This is a genomic window from Ottowia caeni (assembly GCF_050821495.1).
Classification (GTDB): domain Bacteria; phylum Pseudomonadota; class Gammaproteobacteria; order Burkholderiales; family Burkholderiaceae_C; genus Ottowia; species Ottowia caeni.
Window position 1 is genome coordinate 1,496,361 of record NZ_CP151080.1, and the last position, 14,161, is coordinate 1,510,521.

A 14,161-nucleotide genomic window follows, 5' to 3' on the forward strand; every position below is an offset into this window, starting at 1 on the left:
CATTAGTCCTTCCCAAAAAAGGGTCGGACCGAGGTGTCAGCTCAGCGCTTGTTGCGAACCGGAATGTTCATTTCTTCCGGCTTGATCTCGTGCACCAACTCGGGCACGCCCCAGGCAAAAGCCGGGTCGTTCTTGATGCGGAAGTGGTACATGCTCTGCATGGCCTGGTGGTCTTCCTTGCGGAAGGTCATCTTGCCCTTGGGTGTGTCAAAGCTCATACCTTCCATGGTGTTGATGAGCTTGTTCGTGTTGGTGTCGCCGCCGGTTTTCTTGAGGGCGGTCACGATGGCCATGGCTGCCGAAAAACCACCTGCCGTGAAGAAATCAGGCGGTGTCTTGTGAGCCTTGTAGTGCGCTGCCACCATGGCGTCGTTCACCGGGTTCTTCGGGATGCCAAAGTAGTAGTAGGTGGCGCCTTCCATGCCGGGGAAGTTCTTGTAGGCGGCCATGGCGGGCAAAATGTTGCCGCCAGTGAAGACGTCGATGTTGTAACGCTTCTTGAGGTCCTGCGCTGCCAGGGCGTTGAACGGAGGCACGCCGCCGGCCCAGATCACTTCAATGGCTTTGCGGCCGGGCTTATCCTTGAGCGCATCCACTACGCGTTGAATGCCGGCGGTAAAGTCGGTGGTCGTTTGTGGCAGGTACTCTTCGTGAACAATCTTGGCGTGCTTGAGGGCGTCCTTGAATGCTTTGACGCCGTCGCGCCCGAAGGCATAGTCTTGCGCCAGCGTGGCCACCGATACACCATCCTTGTCCATGGCCACGGCGTTGCTGATGGCGTCCTGGCTGGAATTGCGCCCTGTGCGGAAGATGTATTTGTTCCACTTGTCGCCGGTAATGGCGTCGGCCACAGCGGGCTCCACCAACAGGATTTTCTTGTACTCTTCTGCCACAGGCAGCATGGCCAGCGCCACACCAGAAGAAGTGGGGCCTACGGCGAGATCCACCTTGTCATCGGCGTAGGCGGCAGCCAGCAGGCTCTTGCCCAAGTCAGGCTTGCCTTGGTCATCTTTTTCCAGAACGGTGATTTTCTTGCCGTTTACGGTCATCGTGCCACCGGTGGCGTAGTCCAGGCCCATCAATAATCCGACCTGGGTTTGCTTTCCGTAGGCTTCAAGAAGGCCCGTCTTACTGTAAATGTGGGCGATCTTGATGGAGCCCGATTGCGCAAATGCAGGGCCGGAGGCGGCAACGGTCAGCGCGGCCAAAGCGACGAGAGTACGGCGGTTCATGCAAAGTCTCCTGAAAAAATAGAACAAGGCTTGTTACTTTTAATCGAGATGCACACGCCGTGCCAATGGCTAAGTCATTGATTTATATCGGAGTGGCGCCCAGGGAATAATAAACTGTCTGAAAATAAAACAATTTATATGTATGAAAAACATACAGTTGTCTGAATTTAATTCAGGGTTCTCCCGGGTTGCCTGTGAGGCGCTCGTACAGCTTTGCCCGGGAAATACCCAGTAACCTCGCCGTAGCCAGCTTGTTTCCGTTCGTAGACTTCATGGCTGCAGCAATGGCCCGCTGCTCCAGTTCAGCCACCTGCTCGGCCAGGGGCCGCAGCAGCGCACCGGCGTCTGGCGGTGCGGGTTCGGGTTGCAGTGCTGGGTGAACATGTGCCAGGCCGGACTCCCGCAGCACCGCTTCCATCAGGGGCGCGTCCAGCCGGGCAGAATCACTGCGCAAGGCGGCTTGCTCCAGCACGTTGCGCAGCTCCCGGATGTTGCCCCTCCATGACTGGGCAGCCAGCAAAGCCAGGGCACTCCCGGTTAACTCGGGAGGTGGCGTGCCCCTGTGTCCCATGTCCTCGCACAAGGCATCTACCAGAGCCGGAATGTCGCTGCGCCGCTCGCGTAGCGGGGGCACCCGGATCGGCAGCACATTCAGCCGGTAGTAAAGATCTTCTCGGAACGTGCCCGCAGCCACCAGTGCAGACAGATCGCGGCTGGTAGCGGCGATCAGCCGCGCATCGAAAGGCACCAGTTCGTTGCTGCCCAGCGGCTCAATCTCCCCCTCTTGAAGCGCCCGCAGCAGCTTGGCCTGTAGGCTAAGCGGCATATCACCGATTTCGTCCAGAAACAGCGTGCCTCCGTCGGCCAGCTTGAACTTGCCCACCCTTCCTTTGCGTTCCGCTCCGGTGTAGGCACCGGCGGAAACGCCGAAGAACTCGGCCTCCAGCAACGTGTCTGGAACCGCGGCGATATTCACGCTGACCAGCGGCCCTTGTGACCGCACTGAAGTCGCATGGATGGCATGTGCAAGCAACTCTTTGCCTGTGCCGGTTTCACCCAGAAGCAACACCGGGCTACCCGACTGGGCCGCCCGCCGCGCCTGACGCTTGACTTCTACCGCAGCCGGGCTCGCACCGATGAAGCTGGCAAAGGTATAACGAGACTGCCGATCTGCCCGAGGGCCCGCGCCTCTTTGTGCGGCCAGCTCACGGCGTGCGTCGTCCAAGTCCTGTTGCAGACGGGCGAACTTGGCCATCAGTGGCTGCAAGTTGGTCGCCGCCTGGTCGAACAGCACAATACCCAGCGCTCCAATCACTTCCCCAGCATCATCACGCAACGGAATCCGGCTAACCACGAAGGTGCCTGCGCGGTTGACCAGGAGATCGATCAGAATCGGCCGGCCGGTTCTGAGAACCTGATCCATCTGCGTGTTTTCAATGACGCTGGAGACCGGGCTGCCGATGAAGTCCTCTTCGTTTGCGAAGCCTAGCGCAGGCAGAAAGCGGCGATACTGGTCGTTGATCCATACCACTCGGGCATGTCGGTCGACTAGCAGCATGCCTTCGCTGGCGCCCGCGAACAGATCAAACATCGAACGCGCTGCCAACTCCAGGATACTGGCCGCATCGCGCGGCAAACTGGAATCGTGCATGGGCGGTAGTGGGGGCGCGGGTGTTGGCATCAGGCCTTATCCTACCTTCTGCGGCGAGTGCTGAGAGCACTTCCAGGATTCGCTCGGCGGCATCAGTTCTGTGAGCGATTTCTTGTGCTGGCGGTAGTATTGGCGGTCATGGCAGAAATCCTTAACCGGCAACGGATCGACAAATGGCTCTGGGCGGCGCGCTTCTTTAAAACGCGGGCGCTTGCAGTTGAGCAATTGGACAATGGTCGCGTGCGCATCAATGCGTTGGAGGCCAAGCCCGCTCGTGAGGTGAAACTCGGCGACGAGGTGAGGCTGCGGCAGGGGCGTGATGAGCGCACCGTCATCGTCAAGGGGCTCAGCAACCAGCGGGGGCCTGCCACCGTCGCGCAGCAGCTTTACGAAGAAACCGCAGAAAGTCTGGCCGCTCGTGCAGCCGCTGCAGTGCAAAGGCGGCTCGCACCTGAGCCCTCGCACACCATCGTGCAGGGTCGGCCCACCAAGCGAGACCGGCGTGCGCTCGATCAGCAGCGCGGTGGATGGGGTGATCGCTGGTCTGCCTCGCTGGATGATTAGCGAACAAATACGGAACAGAAACTTTAATGTCTGAAATCGTCGAAATAGAAGTGCCCGCGCTGCTCGCGCTGCAAGAGCGCACGCGCCTGGCTCAGGTTCAGCGCATGGTCACGCCCTGCGGTTCGGGTGAGTTGGTCTGGCATGCCTGGGGTAATAGGCGCCCGGGTGTGCCTCCGCTGGTGTTGTTTCACGGCGGTAGCGGCTCGTGGACGCATTGGGTAAAAAACATACTGCCGCTGGTTGATGCCGGTCGCTGGGTGCTCGCGGCCGATTTGCCTGGTTTTGGCGACTCAGCACCACCGCTGGGTGGCTCTGATGCCGACGCCATGATCGAGCCTTTGGCCGCTGGGCTGCGTCAATTGGTCCCTGACGAACCGGTTGATCTGGTCGGCTTTTCTTTCGGCGGCATGACCTCCGGCATGCTGCTTGCTGCGCACCCACTGCTTGCGCGGCGCCTGGTGCTGGCAGGCGCGCCGGCTATGGGCGTAGAGCCGGAGTCACAATTTGAGCTGAAGGCCTGGCGTCACCTGAGCACTCCTCAAGAGCAGGCGGAGATTCACCGACACAACCTGGGCGTGCTCATGCTGCACGACCAGCATCTGATCGACGGGCTGGCGCTGGAGGTGCACATCGCAAACGTGCAGCGCGACCGCTTGCCTCGAAGGCGCCTGTCTCGTACCGACATCCTGGCCCGAAGTCTTCCCAAGATCACGTGCCCGGTGCATGCCATTTACGGCGCGCATGACGTTCTGTATCGGGGGCGCCTGAAAGAGCTTGAAGCAGCATTTGCAACTAACGCGCCCGATTTTCGCGGTCTGACGCTCATCGAAAATGCAGGGCACTGGGCGCAATATGAAGCTCCAGATGCTTTCAACAAGGCACTGTTGCAAGCGCTTGGGCCGGCGGGGTCATAAGCTGCATTGCAAGCGGCGCGGCAGACTTGAGGGCAAAATCCTCTCATATTGTTGCGAGAGGCTAAGCCATGCCCGCCCCCATGAAAATCGATTTTGTTTCAGACATTGCCTGCCCTTGGTGTGCCGTGGGCTTGGCTTCCTTGCAGCAAGCGCTTTCCCGCAGTGCCGATGCGGTGCAGGCCACGCTGCACTTCCAGCCGTTTGAGCTCAACCCAGACATGCCACCTGGGGGCGAAGATGTGACCGAGCATCTGACGCGCAAATACGGTGGCACGCCCGAGCAGTTTGAGCGCAACCGTGAAGTCATTCGCGAGAGAGGCGCTGCCGTAGGGTTCACGTTCAACCCCGCAGGCCGTGGCCGCATCTACAACACCTTTAACGCGCACCGGTTGCTGCATTGGGCTGGCCTGGAGGGCCCAGATCAGCAACTGGCACTCAAGCGCGCGCTGCTGGAGGCCTACCATGGTCGCAGTGAGGCGGTGGAGCAAGAGTCGGTCTTGCTGGCGGCTGTGCAAGCGGCCGGGCTCGACGCTGCCCGTGCCGAGGCTATTCTGGCGGGAGACGAATACGCCGCAGAGGTGCGCGTGGCCGAGCGCACCTATCAGCAGGCGGGCATATCTTCAGTGCCTGCCGTGATCATCAATGACCGACACCTGATCTCCGGCGGCCAGCCCCCGGAAGTTTTTGAGAGGGCGTTGCGCCAGATTGCCTCAGAGAGTTGAGTAAGAACGTGCTGTTCACAGATCAGCCGGATCACGAAGACCCCCGACACACTCCGGCTGAACGCGCCGCTGCGGCCGCGCGCAGCACCTGGGTCAGTGTGGGCGTGAACATTGTCTTGACAATCGCACAGATCGCGATTGGCGTGGTCTCGAAGTCGCAGGGTTTGATTGCCGACGGCATTCATACCTTGTCTGACCTGTTGTCCGATTTTGTGGTGCTGGTGGCCAACCGCCACAGCCAGAAAGACGCTGACGAAGATCATCCTTACGGCCACCATCGCTACGAGACCGCTGCGTCACTGGTGCTGGGGCTGTTGTTGCTCTCAGTGGGCGCGGGCATGCTGTGGTCAGCCGTGGTCAAACTGCAGGCACCGAGCGAGGTGCCTCGCGTGCATGTGGTCGCGCTTTACGTTGCTTTCGGCGCGCTGGTGGGCAAGGAGTTGCTGTTTCGCTATATGCTGGCGGTCGCCAAGCGCGTGAAGTCGAGCATGCTGGTGGCAAACGCGTGGCATGCCCGCTCTGATGCCGCCTCATCGCTGGTGGTCGGGCTGGGAATCGTTGGCAATTTGGCGGGTTTCCCGCTGCTGGATCCGATTGCGGCACTGGTCGTGGGCCTGATGGTGGTTCGCATGGGTTGGCGCTTCGGTTGGGATGCGCTGCACGACCTGATGGACCGTGGTGTAGACGAAGAAGAGGTCGAGGCCATCCGCCGCACGCTCATGGATACTCCGGGTGTGCGCGACGTGCACGATGTGCGGACCCGCAAGATGGGCGATATGATCTTGGCGGATGCCCATCTGGAGGTTGATGCTTCGCTTTCAGTGGAAGCAGGCCACGACATAGCGGTGGAGGCCAGGCGCAGAGTGCTGCAGCGCCATCGTGTGCTGAACTTGATGACGCACGTCGATCCATGGCGGCGGGATGATCTTGACCATGCGCCAGTTCACCAGGTTCACCGGCCGAGGCAAAATGAGGCTAATTCCAAACCGATCTCCAAGCCAATCGGGATGGGGCATTAGCCAATATTGGCGTCCATCGGTTTCATAGGTTCCGATATTGCCGCACCGGCGTGCACGACGCCATCACGATACTGCTCATGAAAATCACCATTTTTCTTATCGTTCTGTTGTTCGCAGCCGCCGCGACCATAATGCACTTTCGGGGCAGGGTACGCTTGAAGGCTACGCGCCAGATGTTCGATCATTCGACCTTCATGGCGCCGATCAACGTGTTCATGCTCGCATTTTCCGGAGTGCCCCGCCAACCCTATCTGCCGCCAGAGCAGTTTCCTGATCTGGCAGTATTGCAGGCCCATTGGCGTGAGATCCGCGAGGAAGCGCTGGCTCTGGCAGAAGCGCAGCGCATAAAGGCAGCCGCCAACATGGACGACGCTGGCTTCAACTCCTTCTTCAAAACGGGCTGGAAGCGTTTCTATTTGAAGTGGTACGGTCAGGCGCACCCCTCGGCTGCCGAGCTGTGTCCGCGCACAACAGCCTTGCTTTCAGGGCTGCCGAGCATCAAGGCCGCCATGTTTGCAGAGCTGCCGCATGGAGCGCGCCTGGGCAAGCACCGTGACCCGTACGCGGGCTCTTTGCGCTACCACCTGGGGCTGGTTGCCCCGGGGGACGAGCGCTGCTTCATCGACGTGGACGGCGAGCGCTACGTGTGGCATGAAGGTGAAGGTGTGGTCTTTGACGAAACCTACATTCACTACGCTGAAAACCAGAGTGGCAAGAACCGCATTGTGCTGTTTTGCGATGTCGAGCGGCCCATGAAATTCCGCTTTGCGCAGTGGCTGAACCACTGGTTTGGACGCAACGTCGTTGCCGCCGCCAGCTCACCCAACAGCGAAGGCGACCCCACCGGCTTGATCAGCAAGCTATTCCGCATCTCGTTCTACGCAGGCAAGGCGCGCCGTGCATTCAAAAACTGGAATCCCACGGTCTACAAGCTCACCAAGGTCGGGTTGCTGGTCGGCCTGGTAGCCTTGTTCATCTGGTGGTGAGCGCGAGCGCGCGTTGGACTCCCCTCTGGGACCGCCGAGCTCCCGCTCGGCATGCGGCCTATCAATAGATGCAGACGTTGGGCTTGTAGCCTTGGGTTGCCCCAGTTCGTTCCTTATCTCGCCACCCCTCGCGGATCAAACAGCGCATCGAACAACGTAGTCAGTTCCGGCCGCTCTTCAGTAAACCGCGCACGCTGAACAAAGTAAGCTTCGCAGGCCACCGGAAAAAACTCTACTAGCGACGTAGCCCCATACGCGTCCAGCCACGGCATGGGCTGGCCAAAACGCTCAGCCAGCGAGACTTGCTGGCGCAGTGCCTGGTAAGCCGGGACCAGCACAGCAAGCCATGCCGCTCTCGCTGCACGCACACTTTGGGTTCCCATGAAGCCAGGCGGCAAAGGCGGGCAACCATCAGCGTCGCCGCCTTTCATATCCATCTTGTGAATGAATTCGTGGATGACCACGCTATGACCGATTCCGCCATGGCTGCCAGCAACTTCTACAGCTGGCCAGCTCAGCATGACTGGGCCACGATCCATGGCCTCACCGGCTATCAGCTCTTTATACCGATGCACCACCCCCGCTTCGTCCATCACTTCGCGGCGCGCATACACATCATGGGGCTGAACAACGATACCGACAAAATCATCGTACCAGGCCAGCGCGGCCTGAGGACGGCGTGGAGGGCCGAGGTGCAGCAGGGGCAGGCAGGCCTGCGCTGCAATGGCTACCGCCATCGCGTCGCTGACTTCTAGCCCATTCGCTCCCGTAAATTCCTTCTGATTGAGGAAGTGCGCCGCCAGCAGACGCAACCGCGCGCCGACTTTCTCATCTTTCTGAGCCAGAAACGGGTACCGTGCCAGTGTGGTCAGCCACAGGGCGTCAGGAATGGGCGCAGGAGCCCCCAAGTCTTCGATCCAGTGCCAAAGACGACGCACAAACTCAAGCATTACCCACTGCTAAGAGATAGGCACACGGCTCAAACCACTGGCTTGCAGGCGCAGAACTTCGGCACGCGGAGCAGTGCCGTCCAGGTGCCAGTCCGAGAGAACGATGCGGCGCAAAGCTTGGCCTTGTGCGTCGGTCCCTAGCACATGATCGGCTGGTCGGTGTGTATGCCCATGGATCAGAGTGGTGGCATTGGCCTCCATCAGCCAGGCACGGGCAGCCTCGGCGTCCACGTCGGCGTGGTAGGTCAACTCATGCTGGCGAGCAGAGCTGGCCTCGCGCATCGCCCGCCCCATGGCTTGACGCTCGGGGAGGGGGCGTGCCAAGAAATCTTCCTGCCAGTTTGCGCTGCGCACCTGGGAACGAAAGCGCTGATACTCTTTGTCGTCCACGCACAGTGCGTCGCCGTGGGAGAGCAGCCAGCGCTGACCCGTAAAAGTGAACACGGTCGGGTCGGGTAGGTCTCGAACGCCAGTGGTGTTCAGGAATTCGGAGCCGACGAGAAAATCCCGATTGCCTCGCAGAAAGAATACCGGGCGCTGCGCGGCTGCCTCACGGAGCAGTTCGCCGCAATGACCTTCAAAGCTGCCTGCCTCTGCAGCATCGTCGCCTACCCATACCTCGAAGAGGTCGCCGAGGATGAAGATGCCGTCAGCTGGCGTATGCCTCAGGTACCGGGAAAACGCCTCCAGGGTGGCGGGTTCCGAAGCCTGAAGGTGCAGATCGGATAAAAAATCGAGCACGCGCCACTCGGGCGGTGTGCTCAATTCGAAAGCCTTTGGCAGCAAGATGTCGTTCAGACTCGTAGACTCTCTTAGAGCGTGTTTACGATCTCATTGCGAGGAGATCGTGAACACGTTCTTACAGTGCAACAGCTTTTTCGATCACCACGTCGTCCTTTGGCACGTCGTCGTGCATGCCACGGCGGCCAGTGGGAACAGCCTTGATTTTGTCGACCACGTCTTGGCCCTTGACGACTTTGCCGACCACCGCGTAGCCCCAGCCTTGCGCTGTGGGGGCTTTGAAGTTGAGGAAGTCGTTCTTGGCCACGTTAATGAAGAACTGCGCGGTAGCCGAGTGAGGATCGGAGGTGCGCGCCATGGCAACGGTGTATTCGTCGTTCTTGAGGCCGTTGTCAGCCTCGTTGGTGACGGGGGCCTGTGTGGGCTTTTGCTTCATGCCGGGCTCGAACCCGCCACCCTGAACCATGAAACCAGGAATGACGCGGTGAAACACGGTATTGTTGTAATGACCGCTGTTTACGTAGGAAAGGAAGTTGGCGACCGACTTCGGCGCCTTGGCTTGATCCAGTTCGAGGGTAATGACGCCGTGGCCGGCAATATGCAGTTCAACTTGTGGATTGGACATATCTTCTTTCTTTTCGTTTCAATGGATTACTGAATTCTTGCGGACTCGATGACCACCATTTTCTGAGGCACATCGGTCGGGAACGGGCCGCCCGCGCCTGTAGGCGTGTTGCGGATCTTTTCCACGGTGTCCATACCGCTCACAATCTTGCCGAATACGGTGTAGCCAAACAGCTGCGGGTGGTTCACGAGGTTCTTGCGTGGCACGTTTTCGTACGTTTGGCCCTGGTATTCAAACTTCGCCACTGGATCGCCCGGCGGAATAATGACCGGGTCAAGGCGGGCATTGTCAATCACGTTGATGAAAAACTGCGAAGAAGCAGAGTGTGGATCAGCCGTGCGAGCCATGGCCACGGTACCCACGGCGTTACGCAATCCTTTGGCGATGGCTTCGCGCCCTTCGTGCGGGACCGATGGGCGTGTGGGTTTTTGCTTGTAGTCCTTATCGAACCCGCCGCCCTGAACCATGAAACTCGGGATCACACGGTGGAAAATGGTGCCGTCATAGAACTTGTCCTTGACGTACTGAAGGAAGTTCTCGACCGTCTTTGGGGCCTTGTCGGGGTAGACCTCCATCACGAATTCGCCCTCTGAGGTGACAAATTTCACGCGAGGCGCGTCTGCCGCGAGTACGGGTTGAGCGGCCAGCGAAAGGGTGGTGGCCACTGCTGCGGCCATCGCGGCAGCGCGCCTTCTGGAAATCAACATGTGCGGACTCCTGACAAAAAAAACAGCAAAAAAATATATGGGCGAGGGTAATCCCGGCTAAGTTGGTTCTTCGGCGCGGCTGCAAGTTCCGGGGAAACTGCAGCCAGAAGATGCGCTGAGCTTAATTACCACTCAATGAGCGCAGGGCGTCGATTTTCGGGGTCAGGCGTGGAGTGTCGCCTCCCTGAGAGCGCGCGCGCTCGTAAGACCTCGCGGCCAATCTGACCTGCACGTCGCCCAGGTTTTCAAGCGCTGTGGCATAGCGGGGATTCTGTCTGATGGCTATTTCCAGGGCCTCGCGGGCCTTGTCTAGCTCACCCTTGCCGGCAAAAATTACTGCCAGGTTGTTCCAGGGCTCGGCCAGTTCTGGGTAATCCTGGGTCAGCTGGGTCAGAATGGCTTCTGCTTCACTGGCTTGCCCGCTTCTTTGCAGAACTTGGCTTTTGATAAAGCGCATCTGCGGGTCACGCGGGTTGCTGGAGATGTATCGATCCGCGAGCGCCAGCGCTTCGGTGGCTTGGCCGGCATTCAGCAGGCGCTGGACCTCCGCGTAATCGTTGGCCCAGGCTTGCGAAGCCCAAATGCCCAGGCCCGCAAGCAAAGCCGTGCGTGCCAGCGCGAGGAGCGAGCGTGTAAGTGAAAGGTGTGGCTGCCGAGAAGTCATCTTGGTCGGAAAAGAGCGGCAGAGAGCTTTTACGCACCCCGACCGCGCCGTATACTCCGAAGCATTGTATCCATGCGGCTTAACCCAGCCTTGAAGACCCTGGGTGCGGCAGCTTGTGGCAAGTCTGGCATTTCGATCACGACTCGGATCACGTATCGCTGCCCCCGCCCTAAACGCATTTCCCATGACTTTGAAGATTTACAACACGCTTTCGCGTGGGTTGCAAAGCTTTTCGCCGATCGAACCCGGCCATGTCCGCATGTATGTATGCGGCATGACGGTGTACGACCTCTGTCACATCGGCCACGCGCGCTCTGCCGTGGCATTCGATGTGGCGCGTCGCTGGCTCCAGGCTTCGGGCCTGCGCGTGACGTTCGTGCGCAACATCACCGACATTGAAGACAAGATCATCCGGCGTGCGCTGGAAAATGGTGAAACCATTCGTGATCTCACCGACCGCATGATCGGTGAGATGTACCGCGATTTTGACGCGCTGGGCGTGGAACGCCCCACGCACGACCCCCGCGCCACCGACTACGTGCCGCAAATGCTCGATCTGGTGAAAAAGCTCCAGGACAAGGGGCTGGCCTACGCCACAGACAGCGGCGACGTGAACTACGCGGTTCGAAAGTTCAGTGGTTACGGCAAGTTGTCCGGTAAATCACTCGACGAACTTCAGGCTGGCGAGCGTGTGGCCGTAGACGGCGACAAGCGCGATCCGCTTGATTTCGTGCTGTGGAAGTCCGCCAAGCCCAGCGAACCCGAAGGCGCCAAGTGGGAAAGCCCCTACGGCCTTGGCCGGCCCGGCTGGCACATTGAGTGCTCGGCCATGAGCTGCGCACTGCTTGGTGAAACATTCGACATCCACGGCGGCGGGGCAGACTTGCAGTTCCCCCACCATGAGAACGAAATTGCCCAGAGCGAAGGCGCCAACGGAGTGCCGCTGGCGCGCCTTTGGATGCACAACGGCTTTGTGAACATCGACAACGAGAAGATGTCCAAGAGCCTGGGCAACTTCTTCACCATTCGCGAGGTGCTGGAGCAGTTCGACGCTGAAACGATTCGCTTTTTCATCGTGCGCAGCCATTACCGCAGTCCCCTCAACTACAGCGACACGCACCTGCAAGATGCGCGCTCGGCGCTCCGGCGCCTTTATACCGCCCTGGACGCCGTGTCGCCAGCAGAAGTGAGCATCGATTGGTCCAACCCTTACGCGGCCCGCTTCAAGGCAGCCATGGACGAAGACTTTGGCACACCGGAGGCTGTGGCCACGCTGTTCGATCTGGCGGGAGAAGTCAATCGCGGCAAATCGCCCGCAGACGCTGGTTTGCTCAAGGCGCTGGCGGCTTGCCTGGGCTTGCTACAAACAGACCCAAAGACTTACTTGCGCAGTGGCGCAGGGCTGGCCGAAGCCGAAATTGCGGCTCGCATCGAAGCCCGCGCCGCGGCCAAGAAAGCCCGGGATTTCGCTGCCGCTGACCGCATTCGCGACGAACTGCTCGCCGCCGGAATTGTCCTGAAGGATTCACCTTCAGGCACCACCTGGGAGGCAGCGCCGTGATTGTGCGAACAAGAAGCGTTTTGTACCTGAGTCCGACATGGGGGTGAAAGGTGTGAAAGGTGAAAAAAGAAGAAGTACAACTCAGCACGCCTACATACTGGGCGGAAGCTTGCGAGCATCTGGCCAAACGCGACAGGGTGATGAAGCGGCTGATCCCGCAGTTTGGCAACGCATGTCTGCAATCGCGCGGCGACGCCTTTGTGACCTTGGCGCGCAGCATCGTGGGGCAGCAGATTTCGGTCAAGGCGGCTCAGTCGGTCTGGAACCGCTTTGAAGCGCTCCCCAGGCGCATGACGCCCGCGAGCGTGCTCAAACTCAAGGTAGATGACATGCGTTCGGCGGGACTTTCGGCCCGGAAAGTAGAATACCTGGTTGATCTGGCGCTACATTTCAGCAGCAAGCAGATCCATGTAAACCAGTGGGACGAGATGGAAGACGAAGCCATCATTGCCGAACTGGTGGCCATTCGGGGCATAGGCCGCTGGACCGCAGAGATGTTTCTCATTTTTCATCTTATGCGGCCGGACGTATTGCCCTTGGATGACGCTGGCCTCATCAAGGGCATCAGCCAGAACTACTTTTCAGGCGAGCCCGTCAGCCGCAGCGATGCCCGCGAAGTGGGCGCCGCCTGGCAACCCTGGCGCAGCGTGGCCACCTGGTATATGTGGCGCTCGCTGGAGCCCATTCCCGTGGCTTACTGAGGTCTGGAAAAAAGTCCGCAAAGACTTGATCCTGAATAACCGGGTGTAGCGGTCTCATCCGGTAACATTGCAGCCGCTTCAGGCAGCAGGAGAAAAAATTTTGGCCAAGAAGACATTTCTTGATTTCGAGCAGCCGATTGCCGAACTGGAAAACAAAATTGAGGAATTGCGCTATGTTCAAACGGAAAGCGCAGTTGATATCTCTGAGGAAATTGAGCAACTCGACAAGAAGAGTTTGCAGCTCACCAAGGACATCTATTCCGATCTGAGCCCCTGGCAGATCACGAAGATCGCGCGCCACCCGGAGCGGCCTTACACGCTTGACTATGTTCAGGGCATCTTCACCGACTTCGTCGAGCTCCATGGTGATCGGCATTTTGCTGACGACCAAAGTATCGTAGGTGGCTTGGCTCGGTTCAACGGCAACGCCTGCATGGTACTGGGCCACCAGAAAGGCCGTGACACTCGCGAGCGCACGCTACGCAATTTCGGCATGACTCGGCCCGAGGGCTACCGAAAAGCTCTACGGCTGATGAAAACGGCCGAAAAATTCAAGCTGCCCGTGTTCACATTCGTCGACACGCCGGGTGCGTTCCCTGGGCTTGACGCCGAGGAGCGTGGCCAGTCCGAGGCCATTGGCCGCAACATCTACGAGATGGCGCAACTCGAAGTGCCGATCATCTCCACCATCATTGGTGAAGGCGGCTCAGGTGGAGCCTTGGCGCTTGCGGTGGCCGACCAGGTGCTCATGCTGCAGTATTCGATCTACTCGGTCATCAGCCCCGAGGGTTGCGCCTCTATCCTCTGGAAAACCAGCGACAAGGCAGAAGAAGCCGCCGCGGCCCTGGGTATTACGGCACACCGCCTGAAAGCGTTGGGCCTGGTAGACAAAATTGTGAGCGAGCCAGTCGGTGGTGCTCACCGCGACCATCGGCAAATGTCCGCATTTCTCAAGCGTGCGCTGGGCGATGCCTGGCGCCAGTTGAGCGACCTGAAACCGAAGGAACTGGTGGATCGCCGCTACGAGCGCCTCCAAAGTTACGGCAGGTTTACCGATACAAAGGCCGATCGATAGCAGATTGCGGGGCAAGGCCAAGTCCTTGATCCAGCCCCAGCGTTCCAGC

15 protein-coding genes are annotated in these 14,161 nt (G+C 59.4%); 8 read left to right on the forward strand and 7 right to left on the reverse strand.

Annotated elements, in window-relative coordinates; all coding sequences use genetic code 11:
• Positions 1 to 41: 41 nt before the first annotated feature.
• Together AAAK34_RS07305 and AAAK34_RS07310 are read right to left on the reverse strand one after the other, a co-directional pair.
• Positions 42 to 1,232, reverse strand: a complete 1,191-nt coding sequence (locus tag AAAK34_RS07305) for a substrate-binding domain-containing protein (protein ID WP_231693391.1) — start codon at positions 1,230 to 1,232, stop codon at positions 42 to 44.
• A 172-nt stretch (positions 1,233 to 1,404) separates the two neighbouring features.
• Complete coding sequence (locus AAAK34_RS07310; protein WP_431777895.1) at positions 1,405 to 2,913, reverse strand: sigma-54 interaction domain-containing protein; 1,509 nt, start codon at positions 2,911 to 2,913, stop codon at positions 1,405 to 1,407.
• A 108-nt stretch (positions 2,914 to 3,021) separates the two neighbouring features.
• Here AAAK34_RS07310 and AAAK34_RS07315 point away from each other — a divergent pair, with 108 nt between their 5' ends.
• The 5 genes from AAAK34_RS07315 to AAAK34_RS07335 all read left to right on the forward strand — a co-directional run bounded on the left by AAAK34_RS07315 (position 3,022) and on the right by AAAK34_RS07335 (position 7,088).
• The gene (locus tag AAAK34_RS07315; protein WP_231693790.1) at positions 3,022 to 3,447 is read left to right on the forward strand and encodes an RNA-binding S4 domain-containing protein; all 426 of its coding nucleotides are present in this window, start codon (positions 3,022 to 3,024) and stop codon (positions 3,445 to 3,447) included.
• Positions 3,448 to 3,473: 26 nt separating this feature from the next.
• Positions 3,474 to 4,361: an alpha/beta fold hydrolase gene (locus AAAK34_RS07320; RefSeq protein WP_431777896.1), complete on the forward strand. Its 888-nt coding sequence runs from the start codon at positions 3,474 to 3,476 to the stop codon at positions 4,359 to 4,361.
• Positions 4,362 to 4,429: 68 nt separating this feature from the next.
• Complete coding sequence (locus AAAK34_RS07325; protein ID WP_231693390.1) at positions 4,430 to 5,083, forward strand: DsbA family oxidoreductase; 654 nt, start codon at positions 4,430 to 4,432, stop codon at positions 5,081 to 5,083.
• An 8-nt stretch (positions 5,084 to 5,091) separates the two neighbouring features.
• Positions 5,092 to 6,102, forward strand: coding sequence for a cation diffusion facilitator family transporter (locus tag AAAK34_RS07330; RefSeq protein WP_231693389.1), 1,011 nt, complete (start codon positions 5,092 to 5,094; stop codon positions 6,100 to 6,102).
• Between the two features lie 77 nt (positions 6,103 to 6,179).
• On the forward strand, positions 6,180 to 7,088 hold the full coding sequence (locus AAAK34_RS07335) for an aspartyl/asparaginyl beta-hydroxylase domain-containing protein (protein ID WP_431777897.1): 909 nt from the start codon (positions 6,180 to 6,182) through the stop codon (positions 7,086 to 7,088).
• A 113-nt stretch (positions 7,089 to 7,201) separates the two neighbouring features.
• On the opposite strand, the gene AAAK34_RS07340 is transcribed toward AAAK34_RS07335, so the two are convergent.
• From AAAK34_RS07340 to AAAK34_RS07360, 5 genes are all read right to left on the reverse strand, one after another.
• Positions 7,202 to 8,038, reverse strand: a complete 837-nt coding sequence (locus tag AAAK34_RS07340; protein WP_231693388.1) for a M90 family metallopeptidase — start codon at positions 8,036 to 8,038, stop codon at positions 7,202 to 7,204.
• A gap of 9 nt (positions 8,039 to 8,047) precedes the next feature.
• Positions 8,048 to 8,803: a UDP-2,3-diacylglucosamine diphosphatase gene (locus tag AAAK34_RS07345; protein WP_231693387.1), complete on the reverse strand. Its 756-nt coding sequence runs from the start codon at positions 8,801 to 8,803 to the stop codon at positions 8,048 to 8,050.
• Between the two features lie 94 nt (positions 8,804 to 8,897).
• Positions 8,898 to 9,404, reverse strand: coding sequence for a peptidylprolyl isomerase (locus AAAK34_RS07350; protein ID WP_231693386.1), 507 nt, complete (start codon positions 9,402 to 9,404; stop codon positions 8,898 to 8,900).
• 26 nt (positions 9,405 to 9,430) lie between these two features.
• On the reverse strand, positions 9,431 to 10,111 hold the full coding sequence (locus tag AAAK34_RS07355; protein WP_231693385.1) for a peptidylprolyl isomerase: 681 nt from the start codon (positions 10,109 to 10,111) through the stop codon (positions 9,431 to 9,433).
• A 121-nt stretch (positions 10,112 to 10,232) separates the two neighbouring features.
• Positions 10,233 to 10,775 carry a tetratricopeptide repeat protein gene (locus AAAK34_RS07360; RefSeq protein WP_231693384.1) on the reverse strand — a complete coding sequence of 181 codons (543 nt, stop codon included), beginning with the start codon at positions 10,773 to 10,775 and terminating at the stop codon, positions 10,233 to 10,235.
• 184 nt (positions 10,776 to 10,959) lie between these two features.
• Between AAAK34_RS07360 and cysS the strand changes: the two genes are divergently transcribed.
• The 3 genes from cysS (at position 10,960) to AAAK34_RS07375 (ending at position 14,112) form a co-directional block, all read left to right on the forward strand.
• Complete coding sequence (gene cysS / locus AAAK34_RS07365; RefSeq protein WP_231693383.1) at positions 10,960 to 12,336, forward strand: cysteine--tRNA ligase; 1,377 nt, start codon at positions 10,960 to 10,962, stop codon at positions 12,334 to 12,336.
• Positions 12,337 to 12,395: 59 nt separating this feature from the next.
• Positions 12,396 to 13,037: a DNA-3-methyladenine glycosylase family protein gene (locus tag AAAK34_RS07370; RefSeq protein ID WP_431777898.1), complete on the forward strand. Its 642-nt coding sequence runs from the start codon at positions 12,396 to 12,398 to the stop codon at positions 13,035 to 13,037.
• A gap of 100 nt (positions 13,038 to 13,137) precedes the next feature.
• The gene (locus AAAK34_RS07375; RefSeq protein WP_231693381.1) at positions 13,138 to 14,112 is read left to right on the forward strand and encodes an acetyl-CoA carboxylase carboxyltransferase subunit alpha; all 975 of its coding nucleotides are present in this window, start codon (positions 13,138 to 13,140) and stop codon (positions 14,110 to 14,112) included.
• The last annotated feature ends 49 nt before the right edge of the window (positions 14,113 to 14,161 follow it).

Bases quoted from the DNA above. Each gene is read 5' to 3' on its own strand.
- AAAK34_RS07355 (WP_231693385.1), bottom strand. From the start codon at position 10,111: ATGTTGATTTCCAGAAGGCGCGCTGCCGCGATGGCCGCAGCAGTGGCC.
- AAAK34_RS07325 (WP_231693390.1), top strand. From the start codon at position 4,430: ATGCCCGCCCCCATGAAAATCGATTTTGTTTCAGACATTGCCTGCCCT.
- AAAK34_RS07310 (WP_431777895.1), bottom strand. From the start codon at position 2,913: ATGCCAACACCCGCGCCCCCACTACCGCCCATGCACGATTCCAGTTTG.
- AAAK34_RS07360 (WP_231693384.1), bottom strand. From the start codon at position 10,775: ATGACTTCTCGGCAGCCACACCTTTCACTTACACGCTCGCTCCTCGCG.
- AAAK34_RS07320 (WP_431777896.1), top strand. From the start codon at position 3,474: ATGTCTGAAATCGTCGAAATAGAAGTGCCCGCGCTGCTCGCGCTGCAA.
- cysS (WP_231693383.1), top strand. From the start codon at position 10,960: ATGACTTTGAAGATTTACAACACGCTTTCGCGTGGGTTGCAAAGCTTT.
- AAAK34_RS07340 (WP_231693388.1), bottom strand. From the start codon at position 8,038: ATGCTTGAGTTTGTGCGTCGTCTTTGGCACTGGATCGAAGACTTGGGG.
- AAAK34_RS07350 (WP_231693386.1), bottom strand. From the start codon at position 9,404: ATGTCCAATCCACAAGTTGAACTGCATATTGCCGGCCACGGCGTCATT.
- AAAK34_RS07335 (WP_431777897.1), top strand. From the start codon at position 6,180: ATGAAAATCACCATTTTTCTTATCGTTCTGTTGTTCGCAGCCGCCGCG.
- AAAK34_RS07315 (WP_231693790.1), top strand. From the start codon at position 3,022: ATGGCAGAAATCCTTAACCGGCAACGGATCGACAAATGGCTCTGGGCG.
- AAAK34_RS07305 (WP_231693391.1), bottom strand. From the start codon at position 1,232: ATGAACCGCCGTACTCTCGTCGCTTTGGCCGCGCTGACCGTTGCCGCC.